The following is an 18573-nucleotide window of genomic DNA, read 5'->3' as shown; positions in this document are numbered from 1 at the left end:
AGGAGGGGCCGGGCACTATGTCCAGCATGGGCAGTAAAACAGTTTTCACTCTCGCACTTGTGCTCGGCACTTCGCTGGCATTCCCTTCAATCTCTCAGGCACAGGACAATGCGCGCACCAGCCTTGTCGCGCAGCAGCCGGGCAGCCTCGATCAGGCGGTCGGTCAGTGGGAATATCTGACAAGTCAGGAAAACCTGCCCTTCTCTTCCTACGCGGGCTTCATCAACAGCTATCCCGATTTCCCCAAGCAGGACTTGCTCCAGCGGCGGGCGGAAGCTGCGCTGGATCGCGACGCGCCGTCTCCGCAGACGCTCGTCTCCTTCTTCGACCGGCACCCGCCCCTCACCAATAGCGGCAAGGCGCGTTACGCCCTGGCGCTGGCGTCGCTGGATCGTCCCGAAGCGCTGGAGGTGGCACGCGAAGCCTGGCGTGGCGGCACGATGAGCGGCCCGGCAGAACTCTACATGCAGGGCCTGTTCGGCGCGCGTTTTGCGCCCGAAGATCAGGACGCGCGGATGGATGCGCTTTTGTGGCAGGGCAATTACGAAGCCGCCTCGCGCCATATCGTGCGCGTATCGCCCGCCTATCGTCCGACCGCGCAGGCACGGCTCGCCATGCTTCAGGGCAGCACGCCGTCGCAGGCAGGCGTTCCGGTTCCCCCCAACGCGATGACCGACGCCGGTTACGTTTACAATCTTGCACGCTACTATCGCAATTCGGGCCAGCCCTACGAAGCGGTCAACCTGCTCTCGACCCGCGCATCCTTTGCGGCGCCTGCCTTCGATGGCACGCAATTCGTCAGCGAAGCCCTGGCCGTGGCCAAGAGCGCGGGTTCCGCGCAGGCTGTCAGCATCGCGTCGAAAATCGACGATGTCTTCGCGCCCGGTACGGACATTTCGGACGGCTCCTTCACTCTGCGCGACAAATATACCGATCTCATGTGGCTCGGCGGTACGAAGGCATTGTGGTCGATGGGTGACGGCGCCCAGGCCGCGCCGCTGTTCTACCGCTACGGTACTGCGGCCAAGACGCCGCTGACCCGTTCGAAGGGGTTCTATTGGGCCGGCCGTGCCGCGTCCCGCGCCGGTGATCGTGCCGGTGCCCAACGTTACTGGGAAATGGCCGCCGAATATCCGGACTGGTATTACGGACAGCTCGCCCTCAGCGAGCTTGGCCGACTCATGCCCACATTCGCGAATGTCCCCGCTGCCAGTTCGGCCGAACGCGCTGCGTTCGAAGCCGATCCGCTGACCGGTGCGCTGCGGGCGATTTCCCGAAATCGCCGCGACTGGCGGACCGAACGGGCCTTCTTCGAAGCCATTGCCCAAAAGGCGGACACACCCGGCGAAATGGCTCTCGTTGGTCAGCTGGCTGAACAGACCGGTATGGACGAAATGGCGGTCGTCGCAGGCCTCGTGGCGGGCGAACACGGCTTCAAGGGCTTCGAACGCCTCGGCTATCCGACCGTGCAGACCCATTCGGGCGCAAACTGGACGATGGTTCATGCCATCGCCCGGCAGGAAAGCGAATTTGACCGCAACCGTGTGAGCCATGCCGGTGCGCGCGGGATGATGCAGCTGATGCCCGGAACCGCACGCGAAGAAGCGGGCAAGATCGGGGTCAGCTACATGTCGGCGGATCTGACCGCCAACCCGAGCTACAATATCCGTCTCGGCGATGCGCACTTCGCCCGCCTGATGGACCGTTACGGCGGCGCCTACCCCCTGGCGATCGCGGCGTATAATGCAGGCCCGGGGCGGGTGAACCAGTGGCTCGCGGCCAATGGCGACCCGCGCAATGGCTCGGTCGACTGGGTTACCTGGATCGAACAGATCCCGTCCAATTTCGAAACGCGCTATTATGTCATGCGCGTGATCGGAAACGCGGTCAGCTATGCCAACATGCATCCGGACAAATCGTCCAGCTATGAACGCGATATCGGGAATTACCTGCGCCGCTGATTTGCGCTAGGGCGCAAGCCCATGCAGCCCAAATCCAATCCCGTCACGCCCGCTGGCTATGCCGCGATGAAGGCCCGTTACGACCATCTTCTTGGCACCGAACGGCCCGAAATCGTCGAGATAGTCAGCTGGGCGGCGGGCAATGGCGACCGCAGCGAAAACGGCGATTATCTTTATGGCCGCAAGCGCATGCGCGAAATCGATCGCGAACTGTCGCACCTTGCACGCCGGATGAAGACCGCGCGGGTCATCGACCCCGTCGAACAGCCCGACAAGTCACGGGCTTTTTTCGGGGCCACCGTCACTCTGGCTGACGAGGATGATAATGAACGGGTCGTCACCCTTGTCGGTGACGATGAACAGGACGCCAGCTCCGGGCGCATCGGCTGGTCGTCTCCTCTCGCCCGGGCATTGAAAGGCGCGTCGGTCGGCGATCTGCGCAACGTCAATCTGCCCGGCGGCGCGAAGGAATGGGAAATCGTTGCGATCGCCTATGCGTAAACTGATCGCAGTCGCCGCGCTTACCTTGGCTGCGCCTCTCGCAGCGAAGGACAGCCTCGGCGTGTTTTCCGACTGGGGGGCATTTCGCGATCCCTCGCTACCGCGGTGTTATGCCATCGCGATGCCGGAAGACAGCCGCGCGCGCCGCGATTTTGAACCCTTCGCCACCATCGGTACCTGGCCGCGCCAGAATATCCGCGGGCAGGTTCATTTCCGCCTCTCGCGCCAGCTCGCGCAGCGGCCCCGCATTACGCTTTCCATCGGCACCAAGAGTTTCCAGCTGACCGGCGGCGGCGGCGATGCCTGGGCTGAAGACCGCACGATGGATGCCGCTATCGTTGCAGCGATGCGGTCGGCCAGCCGCATGACCGTCCGCGCTACCGGCACCAACGGCCGTCGCTTCTCCGACAGCTATTCCCTGTCCGGCGCGGCCACCGCGATGGATGCAGCAACGCTTTCCTGTTCGCGACGCTGACAAAAAAAGGGCCGGAGAGCACCAAGCTCCCCGGCCCCTTCTTAATGGCGCAATGGCTTAGAAGCGCATGCCGACGCCTGCCATGACCTGGTGGCGGTCAAGGTCGACATCGAAGTTGCGGCTGGTGCTGCCGTCGGCGAATTCGATGTTCGCGTCGCTGTAGTTCGAATAACGATATTCGAGGTTCACGTAGGTGTTCGGGTTGACGGCATATTCAACACCTGCACCTGCGCGCCAGCCGTCGAGCTTGAAGTCGCGATCGGTTTCGACCGTGCCATAGTCGCTGAGGATGTTCAGCTTGGCATTGGTGTAACCGCCCTTTGCGTACAGCAGGGCATCGGGTGCGATCTTGGCACCGACGCGCGCGCCGATGTAGAGATCGCGGCCAGCGTCGACTTCACCCAGCCCAAAGCCTTCGAAATCGCCGTCGTCGAAGTTGGTGCTCGCCGTGGAGTCGGTGTATTCACCTTCCACACCGACAACCGCGCCGCCAAGGTCCACGTCGTAACCGAGGACCACGCCATAGGCGAGACCGTCGATCGACTGGTCGTTGTTGTTCGGCTCGTTGTCGATGTCGACGCTGCTACCGGCCTGTACGGCGTCGTAACCCGCGGTCACACCTGCACGAAAGCCGGTGAACTGGCCATCGGTGCTCTGCGCCATGGCTGGGGCCGACATGCCGGCGATGGTTCCTGCGACGAGAAGAGCTGTTGTCTTGTTCATTATATACTCCGTTTTTTAACCCGCGATTTTTGCATCGCGTGGACTAGGAAAACGGTGGTTCCGCTGGCGAGTTTCATTAACGTAACACAACAAGAATATGTTGCATTAGGGACACATTATTACGGACCGGGCGTGTGCCTCCCGGGATGAAACGCAGAAATTTGCGCACCGTTCTCCCGCTGCGGAGTGAAAGCGTTCACCTGTCGGAACCCTGCTCGGCGTCCGTAATTTTCCCGCAATTCTTCAATGTGGCCAAATCCCCCTCCACGCTCTATATGGGGCGCTCCCATGACACAGACGACACTGATGAGCATTCCCGGGCAGATCGACCCGGTTCCCGTCGCGCGTGACATCACGCCGCGCGAAGACGGCCGCGTGGACCTGATCGGTCTGCCCAAGGACCGTATCCGCGAACTTTTCGACGAAGCGGGCCTCGACGCCAAGCAGGCGAAACTGCGTGCCAAGCAGGTCTTCCACTGGCTCTACCATCGCGGCGTGACCGATTTCGAAGCGATGACCGATATCGCCAAGACCATGCGCCCGTGGCTTGCCGAACGCTTCTTCATTGGCCGGCCGGACGTGGTCGAAGCCCAGCATTCGACCGACGGCACGCGCAAGTGGCTGCTCAGGACGTCGGACGGCCAGGAATTCGAAATGGTCTTCATCCCCGATGCCGACCGCGGCACGCTTTGCGTATCGAGCCAGGTGGGTTGCACTCTGAACTGCCGTTTCTGCCACACCGGGACGATGCGCCTCGTGCGTAATCTCACTCCGGGTGAAATCGTCGGTCAGGTCATGCTGGCACGCGACGCACTGGGCGAATGGCCCAAGGGTTCGATGGCGGGTCTCGAAGTGGAAGAAGACAGCGCCCAATACACCTCCGATGGCCGGCTGCTGACCAACATCGTAATGATGGGAATGGGCGAACCGCTATATAATTTCGACAATGTCAAAGGTGCCCTCAAGCTCGTCATGGATGGCGAAGGCCTGGCTTTGTCGAAACGGCGCATCACGCTCTCGACCAGCGGTGTCGTTCCGGCAATGGAACGCTGCGGGGAAGAGATCGGCGTGAACCTGGCGGTTTCGCTCCACGCGGTGACCAAGGAAATCCGCGACGAGATCGTGCCGCTCAACAAGAAATACGGCATCGACGAATTGCTCGAAGCCTGTGCCGCCTATCCGGGCGCGTCGAATGCGCGGCGCATCACCTTCGAATATGTCATGCTCAAGGACAAGAACGACACCGACGAGCATGCGCACGAACTTGTTCGCCTGCTTAAGCATTACAAACTGCCGGCGAAGGTGAACCTCATCCCCTTCAATCCCTGGCCCGGTGCGCCCTACGAATGTTCGACGCCAGAACGGGTGAAGCGCTTCTCCGAAATCGTGTTCGAACACGGCATCAGCGCACCCGTTCGCACCCCACGCGGGCGCGACATCGACGCGGCCTGCGGCCAGCTCAAGACCGCCGCAGAAAAGAAAAGCCGCGCCCAGCGCGACCGCGAAGCGGCCGAAGCATTGGAATCAGCCGCGACGGCCTGAGATCAACTTGCTGGCCACTGCCGCGGGAGTGCGGTTTGGTCGTACTGAAGTTGGAGGTTGGGATTACCGCTGATCCGGCCACACTCGCGTTTTACCGTGCCAACGCACCGCAATACACGCGCGACTTCGCTCAGAAGCCGAGCCGACATCTGGACGCATTCCTCGATCGCCTGAAAGCTGGCGCAAAGGTTCTGGAACTCGGCTGCGGGGCCGGATGCGATGCTGCGCGGATGATCCAACGCGGGTTCGATGTCGATGCGACGGACGGCACCCCTGAAATGGTCGCAAAGGCTAACGAGCACTATGACGTTGGTGCGCGGGTGATGCGTTTCGACGAGCTCATGGCAGATGACGATTATGACGCGGTATGGGCCAATGCTTGCCTGCTTCATGTCGCACGGTCCGATCTACCGACCCTGCTAACAGCAATCCGCCGGGCGCTGCGCCCCTGTGGGTGGCACTTCGCAAGCTACAAACTCGGGAATGGCGAAGGTCGCGATCTGCTCGGACGATTACATAATTTCCCCGACCCGCAATGGCTCGAAGACAGCTATTACAACGCCGGCTTCGCCATAGAAGGTGTGGAAATCTTCCCCGGACAAGGCGCAGATGGAACACCGCGCGACTGGATGGCCTTGACGACCCGGCGCCCGTCCTGATCCTCTATGGGTCTAAGCGCTTTCCTACACCCCTCTCCTGTGCTGAAACGGGCAGATGGCACTCTCGGACCCTCAGGAAAACTGCGCGTTCCCGGGCCTTTCGCAAGCTGACATTTTTGTGCCCTGGACAGTGGTCCATGTGGTCCATGTCTATTACCGTGCGGGTCTCGAACCATCGGGACGGATGAGGGATTGCGCATGACGATTGTGGTCGAAGCCTTGTGCACGGGCCAGCCCCGGCCTTTCAACGGCGCCGAACTCAGTGCGATCGACAAGCGGCCTGCGGAGGGTCCGGTCATGATCCGCAGCTTCGGGCTCGAAGGGGACATGGTCGCCGACACCAAGCACCATGGCGGCCCCGACATGGCCGTGCATCACTATCCTCACGACCACTATTCCGCATGGGCCGAATGGCTCGGCGGCCACGATCTGCTGTCAGGTCCCGCCGCCTTCGGGGAAAACATCGAGGTTACGGGCCTCGTCGAAACCGACGTCCGCATCGGTGACCGTTTCCGTCTTGGCGAAGCTCTGCTGGAGGTCAGCCAACCCCGCAAACCATGCTGGAAGATCGAACATCGCTTCGGCCGGAAAGGCATGGTTGCGCATATCGTAAAGACGCACATCAGCGGCTGGTATTACCGCGTCATCGAAGAAGGCATCGCGCAGTCAGGCGATCATCTGACGAAGGTCGATGAAGGCAAGACGGACTGGACCGTGGCACGCCTCTTCGCGGCGCTTTACGATCCTTCCTTCAAGCCCGCGCCAGACCAGCTCGAGGAGATTTGCATGCTCGAAAAGCTGAGCGAAGCGGTACGCCTTTCCTTGTCCCGAAAGCTCTGAAAACCAGCGGCTGGTCCTGTGTTTTGGCTCGGCTCATCGCGTTTTTGGCAGGACAACAGATCGTTCATCGGACGTTGTGGAGCCTCTGGCGATTTCGAGCGTCATCCACACACAAATCACGAATGAGGAGATTTCAGATGAACAGGATCGCCCTTGGTATCGCCGCAGGTTCGCTGGCAGCAATCGCCGCTCCAGCCGCTGCTGTCGAAATTGCACCCGCCCCTTTCACTTCGGCAAGCGCCTTGGTTGAAACGTCTGCCCCGACCACGACCGTGGCGGCCCTGCACGACCGTGACCGTCGTTATCGTGGCGGCCGTGGCCGGGTCTATGACGATCGCGGCCGTTACTACGAACCCCGCCGCATCAGCCGCCGTGACCGCATGTGGCGCGGCAATGACGGTCGCTATTATTGCAAGCGCGATAACGGCACTACCGGCCTCGTTATCGGTGCAGGCGTCGGCGCCCTTGCCGGCCACGAAATTGCCGGCCGCGGTGATCGTACCCTCGGCGCGATCCTCGGCGGTGTCGTCGGCGGCGTTGTCGGTCGCGAAATCGACAGGGGCAGCCTGAGCTGCCGCTAATCGCTGGATCTGATCGGGAAACCGGTCTCGCGGCGCGCCGCTACCGAACCATCGGTGGCGGCGCGCCTTTTCTTTGCCGGGCGTGCCGCTATGGTCGGCGGCGATGAGTGATGCCAGGCCAGCAGTTCTCGTAACGGGAGGCGCGAAACGTATCGGCGCGGCGATCGCGCGGGCATTCGGCAACGCCGGATGGCATGTGGTGATCCATTACCGAACCTCGCGGGAAGACGCCGCAGCGTTGGCGGACAGTCTCTCCTCGGCCGAAACAGTGCAGTGCGATCTCGCAGATGACGCGGCCACTGCGCAGATGATCACCGAACTGAGCGCCCGCCTGTCCGACTGGCCGGCACTGGTCAATTGCGCGGCCATTTTCGAAGCCGACGATGTAACCTTTCTCGATCCTGCCACGAATGCACGCACGATGCAGATCAACGCTCGCACCCCCGCCCTCATGGCGCAGGCCTATCTGTGCTCGGCACGTGCAGTTGCCGGACGCCGCGTGATCCAGATTACCGATCAGAAGATCGCCAATCCCAACCCGGATTTCTTCAGCTACACGATGAGCAAGCACGCGCTGGCATCGACGGTCCCGATGCTGGCCATGGGCGCCGCCAGGCCGGACGACCGGGTTTATGCCCTTGCCCCCGGCGCCATTCTTGCCAGTCACGATCAGCGCGAAGAGGAAACCGAAATCTCCCACCGCATGAACCTGCTGAAGCGCAAGACGGGCCAGGACGAGGTGGCGCAGGCCGCCCTTTTCCTCGCGCAAGGTCATCTCGCCAGCGGACAGACGCTATATTGCGACAGCGGGCAGCACCTGCTCTCCCAGCCACGCGACGTAATCTACCTTGCCCGGGAGGAACGGCACGCATGAAACGACACGCCCTCAGCACGCGGCTCTGGCATTGGCTCAATCTGCTGTGCGTGGTCGTCCTGTTCATGTCGGGACTGACGATCTCGAACGCGCATCGTCGGCTGTACTGGGGCGACTGGGGCTTCGAAGCCAGTCAGGCATGGCTTATGGTGCCGCGCTTTCCCGACTGGATGACGATACCGGGGTATTACAGCCTGGCCGTTGCGCGGGACTGGCACATTCTGATGGCATGGCCTTTCGCATTGGGCCTGCTGTTCATGTGGATCGCGATGATGGTCAATCGCCATTTCAAACGCGATATCGTGACGAGACGCAGGGAATGGCGACCTTCCGCAATCTGGCGCGATGTCGTCGAACATCTCAAGCTCAATTTCGATCATCACGAAGGGAAGTACAATTTCCTCCAGAAACTCGCCTATGGCCTCGTCCTGGGTGTGTTCCTACCGATGATGATCTTCACCGGCATCTCCATCAGCCCCGGTATGGAGCCGACCTTCGGATGGCTGGTAGACCTTCTGGGTGGACGACAGTCGGCCCGGAGCCTGCACTTCATCTTCGCTTTCGCGATCGCCGGGTTCTTTATCCTGCACGTTTTGCTGGTCATTCTTTCCGGACCCATCCGCCAGATGCGAGACATGATTACGGGAGGGCGCAAGGCATGAAGCGTCGCAATTTCCTCGTCGCTGCGGGCGCGGCTCTGGTCGCCGGATGTAACCGGATAGCCGAAACGAACGCGGGCAAAGCGGTTCTGGATGCCGCCGACAGTTGGCACAAGAATGCCCAGCGCCTGCTGACGAGCCGCGACGCTCTCGCTCCGGAATATCCGGCCAGCGCCATCTCGCCCTTCTTCCGCGGCAATGGCTCGACAGATCCGCAAAACGGCGACTATCCCCGTCATGTCGAGGAAGGCTTTGCCAACTGGCGCCTTGAAGTGACCGGGCTGGTCGCAAATCCGCTCAGCCTGAGCCTTGAGAACATCCGCAGGCTTCCCCAGCGCACCCAGATCACCCGCCACGATTGCGTGGAAGGCTGGAGCGCGATCGGCCAATGGACCGGGCCGCAACTTTCTGTGCTGCTCGACGCTGCCGAATTGCGCGACGATGCCAGGTTCGTGATCTTTCGCTGCGCCGATAATCTGAACGGCGGCGATTATTACGAAAGCGTCGATTTGATCGATGCGTACCACCCGCAAACCATCATCGCTCACTCGCTGAACGGTCAGGCGCTTCCGGTGCGCAACGGAGCCCCGCTCAGGATGCGGATCGAACGACAGCTTGGTTACAAGCACGCGAAATATCTGACGGGGATCGAAGCCGTCGCCAGTCTCGACGATGTGGGCCTCGGCAAAGGCGGTTACTGGGAAGACCGCGCCGGATACCAGTGGTATGCAGGCATCTGATCGATCTAGGCATTGCTGCCCCTTCTGCTCCGCGATCCCGCTTCGATTGACTTGCCCTCCCCCGGTGCCCCACAGACGCCTTTAATTCAGACAAGGGAGATCGCCTCAGATGTGGCTGCTCGATAAATTTTTGAAAGCCGCGATCAAGCAGGGCCGGATGGTCGTCACCGATTACGATGGCGCGACCTATGAGTACGGTTCCGCTTCAGAAGGCGAGCCCCCCCTGCACATCCGCCTGACCGACAAGAAAGCGGCCAATCACATTGCCCGCTACCCTCAGGTCGGCGCGGGCGAAGCTTTCATGTGGGGATGGCTTCATGTCGAAGAGCCGCACGATATTCGCGACCTCGTCCTCTTCGTGACCAAGAATGCCAAAGGTGATGGCGAACGGGCGCTGAAACCGCAGGGACCGCTGCGCAAGGCTGCCCAGAAACTGCTCGCGACAGTCGACAGCCTCAATCCGCGCGACAAGGCGCGCAAGAACGCCGAACACACGTACAATCTCACTCGTGAGCTTTACGAGCGCTTCCTCGACGAGGACCGTCAGTACACCATGGCCTATTACCGTGGCGATCCGGCCACGACCTCGCTCGAGAAGGCACAGCTCGACAAGAAGGCGCATCTAGCCGCCAAGATGTACGTGCAGCCGGGCCAGCGAATTCTCGATATCGGGTGCGGCTGGGGTGGGTTCGCGCTCTACCTCGCACGCCATTACGATGTGGAAGTCACCGGCGTCGCTCTCGCGCCGGATCAGATCGCTTTCTGCCAGGAGCGGGCCGAGGAAGCTGGCCTGGCCGACCGTGTGCGGTTCGAATTGATGGATTATCGTGACGTTACCGGAAGCTTCGACCGGATCAGTTCGGTCGGCCTTCTCGAACATGTCGGCACGCCGCATTACCCGCAGTTCTTCGAACACACCGCACGTCTGCTGGCGCCCAAGGGCGTCATGATGAGCCACTGCTGTGGCCGCGCAGGCCCTCCCGGATTTACCGACAAATGGACGCGCAAGTACATCTTCCCCGGCGGTTACATCCCGGCCCTCTCCGAACTCGTGAGCCAGAGCGAGAAATTCGGCTGGGAGGTAACGGACGTCGAAGCGATGCGCTTCCATTACAGTCACACTCTGGAAGTATGGTACAACCGCACCGTCCTTCACGAAAAAGAGATCGTCGAACTGTACGACGAACGCTTCTATCGCATGTGGTTATTCTATTTGGCTGGGGCAGAGCAGAGCTTTCGGCACGGCAATATGGTCAATTGGCAAATCCAGTATGTGAAGGATCGCGAAGCCATTCCGATGACCCGCGAATATCTGGAAGCGGAAAGCGCACGGCTCCGGGCCGCCGACGAGGGCAATGTGCCACAATGGCATCTCGATCCGGCTTTGCGCGAAGCTGCCGAGTAATACGCCTGCCTCCCCTGATTTGATTATCTCGTTTTCTTTCCTACCTTTGTAAGAGAAGGAGAGCTTTCATGGCAGGCGGTTGGGCGCGCGATGGCGCCGTACAGGACCAGATCGACGACACCGTGTCCGACGCGGTGAGCGCAGCACGTGCACGTCTGCCGGTAGGCGAAAGCGAGCGGTGGTGCGTTGAATGTGGGGAGGAGATTCCCGAGAAACGCCGCGAAGCCCTTCCCGGCGTCAAGCGGTGCGTTGCCTGCCAGTCTGGCCGTGATGCGAACGCGCGCAGTTCGGGCATCAACCGCCGGGGAAGCAAGGACAGTCAATTGCGCTGATGCTGGCGCACGCCCATGAAGCGTGTGAGCATTTCAGCTTTAGACGGGCAAAGCGTGAAACGATTGCCTAGCGCCCCCTCCCCCTGCTAGCGGCGCGCGCGTAACAGCAAGGTGCCCCCATGTCCGATATCAAACGCGTCGTCCTCGCCTACTCCGGTGGTCTGGATACTTCCGTCATCGCCAAATGGCTCGAGGTAGAGCGCGGACTGGAAGTGGTCACCTTTACTGCAGACCTTGGTCAGGGTGAGGAAATCGAGCCTGCGCGTGAAAAAGCACGCGCGATGGGAATTCCGGACCAGCACATTTTCATCGAAGATCTGCGTGAAGAGTTCGTGCGTGATTTCGTTTTTCCGATGATGCGGGCAAATGCCCGTTATGAAGGCGACTATCTCCTCGGTACGAGCATTGCCCGCCCGCTTATCTCCAAGCGCCTCGTCGAAATCGCTCATGAAACCGGCGCGGACGCAATCGCCCACGGGGCGACCGGCAAGGGCAACGACCAGGTCCGTTTCGAACTCTCGGCTTACGCGCTCGATCCTGACATTAAGGTCATCGCTCCTTGGCGCGAATGGGACCTTACGAGCCGGACCGCGCTGATCGCATGGGCGGAAGCGCACCAGATCGCCGTGCCCAAGGACAAGCGCGGTGAAAGCCCCTTTTCGACCGACGCGAACCTTCTTCATACCTCGTCTGAAGGCAAAGTGCTCGAGGATCCGTGGGAGGAAACCCCGGATTACGTCTACTCGCGCACCGACCATCCGGAAGATGCGCCCGATACGCCCGAATACATCACTATAGACTTTGAAAAAGGCGATGGCACCGCTTTGAACGGCGAGGCGATGAGCCCTGCAACGTTGCTCGCAGCGCTCAACGATCTGGGTCGCAAACATGGCATCGGCCGCCTCGATCTGGTCGAGAACCGTTTTGTCGGGATGAAGAGCCGGGGAATGTACGAAACGCCCGGCGGAGAGATCTATGCCCGGGCCCACCGCGGCATCGAGCAGATCACGCTCGACCGGGGCGCCGCACATCTCAAGGACGAGCTGATGCCGCGCTATGCCGAACTGGTCTACAATGGCCTCTGGTTCAGTCCTGAGCGTGAAATGCTGCAGGCCGCAGTGGACCTCAGTCAGGAAAAGGTATCGGGCACCGTTCGCCTGAAGCTATACAAGGGCAATGCGATGGTCGTCGGGCGCAAATCGGCCAACTCGCTTTATTCCGAAGCCCATGTGACCTTCGAAGATGACGCGGGCGCGTATGACCAGAAAGACGCCGAAGGCTTCATCAAGCTCAATGCTCTGCGTCTCCGCCTTCTCGCAAAACGCGATCGGTAATTACGCTGACAAGAGCTCAAGGCAGTGTAATATTACGTCGCCAAGTCCTCTGACATTATGATTTTGCGATAAAGTGTTTGGTTATCCACCTTCCTCCACAAGCAAATCTGGGGAAAGTGGATAACTCGCGCCTTGCACGCTGGACGAATCACTGCATCGGGAGCAGCTTCAAGTCATCGGAACGGCACGGACATTCGACGAAATTGAGAGCCTAAAGGCTTGAAATTACGGAGAATATCCAAACCGGGAAGACATGGAAGAAGCTGTCCATGTGTTTCCAGAGACTGACGTGCTGAAGACTTCGGTCTGACGCAAGTGGGTCGATGACGGAGCACAGAAAACTTCTTTTATGGATCGGGCTAACCGGTCGTCTGCTGATGAAGCATCAGAAGAAAAGGTCTTCGGACTGGATCCATGACGCTGATGAAAGCGAACGACCATTATGGGAAGCGCGATCTCGGTGCCGCCCATCGCTGGCCGGCCTGGGACAGAAGCGAGGGTCCTCGGACCTGGCGCACTCGACCGGGTAGGCCGCCGGACGGAACCGGATGCCGGTGCGAGCGCCGGTGACAGAACCGGACGAACATCTTCGGATGCTCAGAAGGGAAAACATCGGATGCCAAGTTCTCGTCTTCGGACATGACCACGCATCGGTGAGAGTGGGGTCGGCAGCAATGCCGGCCCCATTTGCTTTGCCGCGACCGGAAAATGGGAGCGGGAATCATGGAACCAGCTTTGGTATCCGTCGCCCCTATCAGCCACGAAATACGGTAGGAAAGCGCATTGTCGTTCCCGATCTACGATGAACTGTGGCACGAATGGGGCAGTTGGCTGCCGTGTTAAGGACTCCTGCGAAAGGCTCCCGTATAGACGCCGGAACCGAACGGGAGGTCCAGAATTATGGCCAATCGCGCGCTTCGCAGCATAGTACTTCTTGCAGCCCTTGCGCTGCCCGCAACCGCGGCTCAGCCGCGTGAGAACGCCAACACCGCGACCGCCAGTGCCGCGTTCGACGCCAATCTGGTCGCGCGCACGGCGCTTCCGACTGCGCCGGCACCGGCGGCCAATGCCATCGACCTGTCGCATATCGATCCACCCGTCGATGCATCGCCTGTCGCTACGGCGATCGGGGGTGGGGTCGCTTCCTATTACGGCCGCCGCTTCCATGGTCGGCCCACCGCCAGTGGCGAAAAGTTCGACATGAACGCGATGACGGCAGCGCATCGGACGCTTCCATTCGGCAGCCTGGTCGAAGTAACGAACCCGCGTAACGGGAAAACGGTGACGGTCCGCATCAACGACCGGGGGCCCTTCCATGGAAACCGGGTCATCGATGTGAGCCGCGCTGCGGCGACGGAACTCGGGCTGATCGGCCCGGGAAGCGGAACGGTAGAACTCGCCGTTCTGGATTTAGCGGCGTAACAGCCCCTGCCCGCCCGGCGGGTCAGCTGGCCGTCGACAGTTCCGATTCAACCACGAGCCGGACCAGCCCCGCCATATTCCGCGCGTCGAGTTTGGCGAGGATATTGCCGCGGTGCACCTCGATGGTGCGCGGGCTGATGCCGAGCGGTTCGGCCATTTCCTTGGTCGACAGCCCCTGCGAGATGCCTTCCGCGATTTCGCGTTCGCGATCGGTAAGGACCGCGAGCATGCGGCGGGCGCGAGCGGCGACCTGGGCGGCTTCCGAGCGGAGCGGAATACGCTTTTCAAGCGCTTCGAAGCTGCGCCAGAATTCAATCCCGTCGGTGGGCCACTGGACATAGCCGACGCAGGGGCCGTTGGTCAGTTCGAGGACGCGGCTCATCTGCGGGGTGCGGCCGTAGGCCACAAGGGGAAAACTTTCGAGTTCACGGTCGAGCACATCGGCCGCGGCTTCGACCTGATCGCCATCGTCGCCGACGAAGACCCAGGCATCCTTGGGACGCTGCGTACCAAGCTCTTCCATGCGGTCGAGGGGGATTACGTAACCCTTGCGGGAGAGATTGTGGGCGAGCTGATTGCGACAAGAAAAGTCGCGGTCCACCACGATGAATTGTCTGTCTTGCACGTTTTCGACCCTGTTTTTTATGCCACCATGAACTTTCCGTTCATAATGATTAACTACGTGTAACTGATTAGGTGCCAAGAATGCGAGACATTGTGCAGTATGACATGATATTGGATGTCATTCGAATCAATGTCATCCGCATGACGGACATAGGGATCTGCGCGTGATCGAGCTGCTCAAACGGATCAAGGCGTGCCCCGATCGGGATTCGCTGCTCGACATGCTCGGGGCCCATTTCCGCGAACAGGGGTTCGAGGGGTTCGGGTACATGGTGCCGTCGACGGAGGAGCCGGGCGCCATGGTTTTCGAATTGCGCGGCCTGCCGGAGGCGTGGCGGAACATTTATCGCGACGAGGGGCTGAGCAAGTCCGACCCCTTCCCCCAATATGTGGCGCGGCACCGGCACCCGATCCAGCTGAGCGACGTGTGGAAAAGCGGGACGCTGACGCCGGCGGAACGCGAGTTCGTGGGCCGCGCGCGCGAGGGCGGAATTACCGACGGCTTCCTGATCCCCACATTCGGATCGCACCAGCAGATGGGCATCTTTGCGCTGGGACAGGTGACGGGCCCCGAAGTGCTGCAGCGCGCCGATATCGACGAATTGCAGGCGATCATGCAGGCGGCGCACACGCAGCTGGACCGGATCAACCAGCAGGGCGTGTTCCCAAAGCTGGCGCCGCGCGAGGTGGAGATCCTGCACTGGATCGCGCACGGCAAGACCAATTCGGAGATCGCATCGATCCTCAACATCGGCCTGCCCACCGTATCGACCTATATCCAGCGGCTGTTCGCCAAGCTGGAGGTGAACGACCGGTCCGCCGCGGCAGTCAAGGGCGTGAAGTTCGGCATCATCTCGGTCTGAGCGAACCGGCGCACCGGCCCTGCCTGCTTGCATCATCGTGAGGGGGAGAGGGAGGAGCCGGCCGCGGGGTTCGTGAGGGAGGGGAGGGATCATCTCGCCCCGCAGCCGGGTCCATCACCCACCCAATGCCCCGCCCGGCAGCGCTATCCCGCCCCTGCGACGAAACGTGCTGCGGTTGCGAGATGCGGCAGCGGTTTATCTGCGGGCAAGGCCGGAGCCGCCGCAAGCCCCTCGCCAGCGCCCTACTTCAGCCCGGAAGCCCTGCCCGTGTCCGCTTCGTCTTGGTCCTCGATGGGTGCCCAGTCGCCGAACTCGTTCTTCGCGTAGGCGACGAAGTCCACGCCGTAGCGCCACCAGTCCTCGTCCCCCGCCTCGAAGGCGGCAATCTGGCATTCCTCGATCTGCGCAGGATCGCCGCCCAGCTCGTCCGGCTCAGGCGCATCGAGGGGGCGCCGGTCCTCCATCTCGTTGAGCAGACGCGCGACGGGCGGGTAATGCGGGCAGGCGCGGCAGGCGGGCCAGCGCGGCTCGCCGCAGCATGGCCCCTCCCCCTTCGCGCTCAGCACGGGTTCGAAGCCGTCCTTGCCCATGCGGTAATGCGGCCTGCCGCCATCGGTGCCGTTGCGCGCGGCGATGCAGTCGCAAGGCGGTTCGTCGGGATGGCGTTCCTCGCGCGGTGGCGCGGCATCCTCCGCTGCAGACATGGACCGGGTGTTACACTGTCCAGGCGATAAAATCTCCGGGGTGCCGGGGGTGTGGTTTGGGCCATGCCCTTCGACAGGCTGAGGGCGAGCGGAGGTGTCGGGACCGGCGGCGGCGGGCATGGCCCCCTCGCCCAGATTCACGTCGATCGGCTCGCCGGCGCGCATACGGAGCAGCAGGCCGTCGAAATCTTCCGCCAGCGCCTCTATCCGCGCGTCGGTTCGCATGCGGTCGAGACGGCCGAGATGGGCGAGCAGCAGCCGGTCGCTCACGCGCCGCCGCGTGCCGACGATCTCGCCGTGATACCAGACCTCCTCCTCCACCCCGGACATGGCGTAATCGGCCAGCAGCGCCTCCGCCTGCCCGCGCGCGATCACCATGGCCGCATCCCAGGCGCGCCCGAAGGGAGCGCTGGAGCGGCGCGCACGATAGACGCTCTGGTGCGACACCTTCACCCGCCGCGCGGCGGAGCGCACGCTGCCGCTGACCGCCAGCGCTTCGAGAAAGGCGATACGCAGGTCGAGCGTGAACTGCGTTTGCGGGGCGCGCGTCTCGTCGCCGAGCAGATCCTCGACCAGCGCGGGGAAACTGGCGGGCGCAGGCGATGCGGCGGGCGCGGGATCGGGCGATGCCGCGGCGGCAGGGGTGAAGTCGGCAGGGGCAGGCGCGGGTTCTGCGCAGGGTGGAGGCGGAGCGCCCCGCCCTTCCCCGCGCTGACGCAGCGCCGCGCCGCTGCGGGCGCGCGGTTCGGCGGGGTCTTCCGGTGTGGGAGCGGCAGACGCTTTGGCGGCTTTGGCACGCGTTTCGGCGCGCCTGGCGGCCTCGGCCTCGGCAAGCTCGGCGGCGGAGATGAAACGACCCTGACGGGCGGGCATGAAGGACATGGGTTCACCTTGCGAAAGTGGAAGGGAACCGGTCCAGCTATAGAGATAATCGCGTGTAGGACAGCGCCTTTTTCGCGCGCGGCGGCGCGCCTAGCTGCCGGAGCGACGGTGGCGGATAATCCACTCGCCCAGAAGCCACGCGCTGACGAACGCCGTCACGACGAGAAGGGGTATAAAGACTTGGGTGGGCATGCGACCGCTCCACTACGCTAGGCGGGAGCAATGCCGAAGCTTCTCTCAGTCACCGAAAGGCCCGTGATCGGTCCGGCGATGACGGCTATATAGCAGGTTTTGGCGTTGTGGCCATTAATGCGTGATTAGGGGCTTTAGCGGGGGTGGGATGTTGTCCGCTTTCATGCGGCAGCTCCCGCAATTTCGATCGGCGAAAGTCCCGAGCCGATAGGAGAGGCAAGGTCGACCGGTCGCCGCGGCTTATGCCGCAAAGCCAAGCGACGCTGACACGTCACGCCCGGCGTTGGAGGGCGAAAGCAGAACGACTGATGTGGGTCCACCTGTAGGCACAGTGGCAGAGAACCGATCCAGTTATACAAGGCAGTGCATCTAGGACAGGAAAGTAATTCCAACTTTCTTCGTTGGGACGACTTTAGCTAAAGTTTCACTGACTGCTTCGAACAATCACTCTTTTGATAAACATCTAATCGTAAGCGCGGTCCAAATAATATTTAAGAGCAGTCCGAAACGCGCCCATATGGTTCCTCAACTGCTTTCCGATCTCTGGCGCGTCCAAAATACGTGCTGCGCGATAGGCATACCTCGGAAAGTTTCTATCTTTACCGAAATGTGTATACCTTCGGTAGAGCTCCCGAAGGTATATCTCTTCCCGAGCGACCCCTTTGTTTTTGGCCGCTCGTACTTTCGCCCGTATTCCATTATGCATTTTTGTGTAATAGCGGGTCAAAGATGACTGGCGAATGAGTTTACGTTAACCGTCAAAAGTGAAACCGAGATATTGAAAGGGCTTAGTGGCTTTTATTCTGTCTCCAACGACAGAGAATGAACTGGTATCGGTCTTTTTGCTGCTTAGGTGCAATCCAACCTCTTGTAGAACTTCTTCGATCTTCGCGATAACAGTTTTAGGATCCACAGCGCCGGGAATGACCACCGCTATGTCGTCTGAGTAGCGTCGATAGCTGCCCCTCAGTGACCTGACATATCTATAAAGTTTCGCATCTACGTCGAGCATACTTATATTAGCGTAAAGGCCCGAAAGCGGAGTACCTTGAGGGATGCCGTGAGGATTAAGATTTTGCCTAATGAGCGAACCAGACTTCGACCGAACCGAAGTTCGAATGAATAGCCCCTAGTTTTCTAGACGCCCTCGGTGCTCATCATCTGCTGCCGTTCGAACTCTACGGGTGACAGCATCCCGTTTCTCACATGCTTGCGTATCGGGTTGTAGAACATCTCGATGTAATCGAACACATCCTGTCT

The 18573-nt window shown here is 61.1% G+C and carries 20 protein-coding genes; 15 read left to right on the top strand and 5 right to left on the bottom strand.

The annotated features are described in order from the left end of the window. Window positions 1-26: 26 nt before the first annotated feature. Genes AC13F2_RS02500 through AC13F2_RS02490 form a run of 3 tightly spaced genes read left to right on the top strand, consistent with a single transcriptional unit; the run spans window position 27 to window position 2937 of the window. Window positions 27-1961, top strand: a complete 1935-nt coding sequence (locus AC13F2_RS02500) for a lytic transglycosylase domain-containing protein (protein WP_482963943.1) — start codon at window positions 27-29, stop codon at window positions 1959-1961. Window positions 1962-1982: 21 nt separating this feature from the next. Then, entirely contained in the window at window positions 1983-2462 is a 480-nt protein-coding gene (locus AC13F2_RS02495; RefSeq protein ID WP_103023255.1) for a GreA/GreB family elongation factor, read from the top strand. Next, a complete protein-coding gene (locus tag AC13F2_RS02490) occupies window positions 2455-2937 on the top strand; it encodes an invasion associated locus B family protein (RefSeq protein WP_482963942.1) in 483 nt (160 codons plus the stop codon). Before AC13F2_RS02495 ends, AC13F2_RS02490 begins: the two co-directional genes overlap by 8 nt. 57 nt (window positions 2938-2994) lie before the next feature. Here the strand turns inward: AC13F2_RS02490 and AC13F2_RS02485 are convergent, their stop codons facing one another. After that, window positions 2995-3660 (bottom strand): outer membrane protein, encoded by a 666-nt coding sequence (locus tag AC13F2_RS02485; protein ID WP_103023253.1) that lies wholly within the window; start codon window positions 3658-3660, stop codon window positions 2995-2997. 288 nt (window positions 3661-3948) lie between these two features. Here AC13F2_RS02485 and rlmN point away from each other — a divergent pair, with 288 nt between their 5' ends. The 11 genes from rlmN to AC13F2_RS02430 all read left to right on the top strand — a co-directional run bounded on the left by rlmN (window position 3949) and on the right by AC13F2_RS02430 (window position 14048). After that, the gene (gene rlmN, locus AC13F2_RS02480) at window positions 3949-5202 is read left to right on the top strand and encodes a dual-specificity RNA methyltransferase RlmN (RefSeq protein ID WP_482963941.1); all 1254 of its coding nucleotides are present in this window, start codon (window positions 3949-3951) and stop codon (window positions 5200-5202) included. A gap of 35 nt (window positions 5203-5237) precedes the next feature. Then, window positions 5238-5861, top strand: a complete 624-nt coding sequence (locus tag AC13F2_RS02475) for a class I SAM-dependent methyltransferase (protein WP_482963940.1) — start codon at window positions 5238-5240, stop codon at window positions 5859-5861. 198 nt (window positions 5862-6059) lie between these two features. Beyond that, window positions 6060-6701 (top strand): MOSC domain-containing protein, encoded by a 642-nt coding sequence (locus AC13F2_RS02470; protein ID WP_482963939.1) that lies wholly within the window; start codon window positions 6060-6062, stop codon window positions 6699-6701. Between the two features lie 137 nt (window positions 6702-6838). After that, entirely contained in the window at window positions 6839-7282 is a 444-nt protein-coding gene (locus AC13F2_RS02465; RefSeq protein WP_103023250.1) for a glycine zipper 2TM domain-containing protein, read from the top strand. Between the two features lie 103 nt (window positions 7283-7385). Further along, entirely contained in the window at window positions 7386-8156 is a 771-nt protein-coding gene (locus AC13F2_RS02460) for an SDR family oxidoreductase (RefSeq protein ID WP_482963938.1), read from the top strand. Continuing rightward, the gene (locus tag AC13F2_RS02455) at window positions 8153-8818 is read left to right on the top strand and encodes a cytochrome b/b6 domain-containing protein (RefSeq protein ID WP_482963937.1); all 666 of its coding nucleotides are present in this window, start codon (window positions 8153-8155) and stop codon (window positions 8816-8818) included. The genes AC13F2_RS02460 and AC13F2_RS02455 overlap by 4 nt, the downstream gene beginning before the upstream one ends. Beyond that, a complete protein-coding gene (locus tag AC13F2_RS02450) occupies window positions 8815-9555 on the top strand; it encodes a molybdopterin-dependent oxidoreductase (protein ID WP_482600227.1) in 741 nt (246 codons plus the stop codon). Before AC13F2_RS02455 ends, AC13F2_RS02450 begins: the two co-directional genes overlap by 4 nt. 109 nt (window positions 9556-9664) lie before the next feature. Continuing rightward, window positions 9665-10960, top strand: coding sequence for a class I SAM-dependent methyltransferase (locus AC13F2_RS02445; protein ID WP_482963936.1), 1296 nt, complete (start codon window positions 9665-9667; stop codon window positions 10958-10960). A gap of 68 nt (window positions 10961-11028) precedes the next feature. Further along, a complete protein-coding gene (locus tag AC13F2_RS02440) occupies window positions 11029-11292 on the top strand; it encodes a DksA/TraR family C4-type zinc finger protein (protein WP_103023245.1) in 264 nt (87 codons plus the stop codon). Window positions 11293-11411: 119 nt separating this feature from the next. Continuing rightward, window positions 11412-12626, top strand: a complete 1215-nt coding sequence (locus AC13F2_RS02435) for an argininosuccinate synthase (protein ID WP_221597587.1) — start codon at window positions 11412-11414, stop codon at window positions 12624-12626. Window positions 12627-13526: 900 nt separating this feature from the next. Then, window positions 13527-14048 (top strand): septal ring lytic transglycosylase RlpA family protein, encoded by a 522-nt coding sequence (locus AC13F2_RS02430; protein WP_482963935.1) that lies wholly within the window; start codon window positions 13527-13529, stop codon window positions 14046-14048. 22 nt (window positions 14049-14070) lie between these two features. On the opposite strand, the gene AC13F2_RS02425 is transcribed toward AC13F2_RS02430, so the two are convergent. Beyond that, window positions 14071-14673: a LuxR C-terminal-related transcriptional regulator gene (locus tag AC13F2_RS02425; RefSeq protein ID WP_482963934.1), complete on the bottom strand. Its 603-nt coding sequence runs from the start codon at window positions 14671-14673 to the stop codon at window positions 14071-14073. Between the two features lie 163 nt (window positions 14674-14836). Here AC13F2_RS02425 and AC13F2_RS02420 point away from each other — a divergent pair, with 163 nt between their 5' ends. Continuing rightward, window positions 14837-15535, top strand: a complete 699-nt coding sequence (locus tag AC13F2_RS02420) for a helix-turn-helix transcriptional regulator (RefSeq protein ID WP_482963933.1) — start codon at window positions 14837-14839, stop codon at window positions 15533-15535. Window positions 15536-15777: 242 nt separating this feature from the next. On the opposite strand, the gene AC13F2_RS02415 is transcribed toward AC13F2_RS02420, so the two are convergent. The 3 genes from AC13F2_RS02415 to AC13F2_RS02405 all read right to left on the bottom strand — a co-directional run. Further along, window positions 15778-17121, bottom strand: coding sequence for a hypothetical protein (locus tag AC13F2_RS02415; RefSeq protein WP_482963932.1), 1344 nt, complete (start codon window positions 17119-17121; stop codon window positions 15778-15780). A gap of 943 nt (window positions 17122-18064) precedes the next feature. Then, window positions 18065-18370, bottom strand: coding sequence for a reverse transcriptase domain-containing protein (locus AC13F2_RS02410; protein WP_482963954.1), 306 nt, complete (start codon window positions 18368-18370; stop codon window positions 18065-18067). 80 nt (window positions 18371-18450) lie between these two features. After that, a partial coding sequence (locus tag AC13F2_RS02405) for an IS3 family transposase (RefSeq protein ID WP_482963953.1) occupies window positions 18451-18573 on the bottom strand: 123 nt, incomplete at its 5' end.

The organism is Qipengyuania sp. L-5Y (assembly GCF_056859455.1).
This window is presented reverse-complemented; position numbering and strand designations above follow the sequence as displayed.

Bases quoted from the DNA above. Each gene is read 5' to 3' on its own strand.
- AC13F2_RS02465 (WP_103023250.1), top strand. From the start codon at position 6,839: ATGAACAGGATCGCCCTTGGTATCGCCGCAGGTTCGCTGGCAGCAATC.
- rlmN (WP_482963941.1), top strand. From the start codon at position 3,949: ATGACACAGACGACACTGATGAGCATTCCCGGGCAGATCGACCCGGTT.
- AC13F2_RS02430 (WP_482963935.1), top strand. From the start codon at position 13,527: ATGGCCAATCGCGCGCTTCGCAGCATAGTACTTCTTGCAGCCCTTGCG.
- AC13F2_RS02450 (WP_482600227.1), top strand. From the start codon at position 8,815: ATGAAGCGTCGCAATTTCCTCGTCGCTGCGGGCGCGGCTCTGGTCGCC.
- AC13F2_RS02455 (WP_482963937.1), top strand. From the start codon at position 8,153: ATGAAACGACACGCCCTCAGCACGCGGCTCTGGCATTGGCTCAATCTG.
- AC13F2_RS02470 (WP_482963939.1), top strand. From the start codon at position 6,060: ATGACGATTGTGGTCGAAGCCTTGTGCACGGGCCAGCCCCGGCCTTTC.
- AC13F2_RS02460 (WP_482963938.1), top strand. From the start codon at position 7,386: ATGAGTGATGCCAGGCCAGCAGTTCTCGTAACGGGAGGCGCGAAACGT.
- AC13F2_RS02500 (WP_482963943.1), top strand. From the start codon at position 27: ATGGGCAGTAAAACAGTTTTCACTCTCGCACTTGTGCTCGGCACTTCG.
- AC13F2_RS02485 (WP_103023253.1), bottom strand. From the start codon at position 3,660: ATGAACAAGACAACAGCTCTTCTCGTCGCAGGAACCATCGCCGGCATG.
- AC13F2_RS02495 (WP_103023255.1), top strand. From the start codon at position 1,983: ATGCAGCCCAAATCCAATCCCGTCACGCCCGCTGGCTATGCCGCGATG.
- AC13F2_RS02440 (WP_103023245.1), top strand. From the start codon at position 11,029: ATGGCAGGCGGTTGGGCGCGCGATGGCGCCGTACAGGACCAGATCGAC.
- AC13F2_RS02490 (WP_482963942.1), top strand. From the start codon at position 2,455: ATGCGTAAACTGATCGCAGTCGCCGCGCTTACCTTGGCTGCGCCTCTC.
- AC13F2_RS02445 (WP_482963936.1), top strand. From the start codon at position 9,665: ATGTGGCTGCTCGATAAATTTTTGAAAGCCGCGATCAAGCAGGGCCGG.
- AC13F2_RS02435 (WP_221597587.1), top strand. From the start codon at position 11,412: ATGTCCGATATCAAACGCGTCGTCCTCGCCTACTCCGGTGGTCTGGAT.
- AC13F2_RS02415 (WP_482963932.1), bottom strand. From the start codon at position 17,121: ATGTCCTTCATGCCCGCCCGTCAGGGTCGTTTCATCTCCGCCGCCGAG.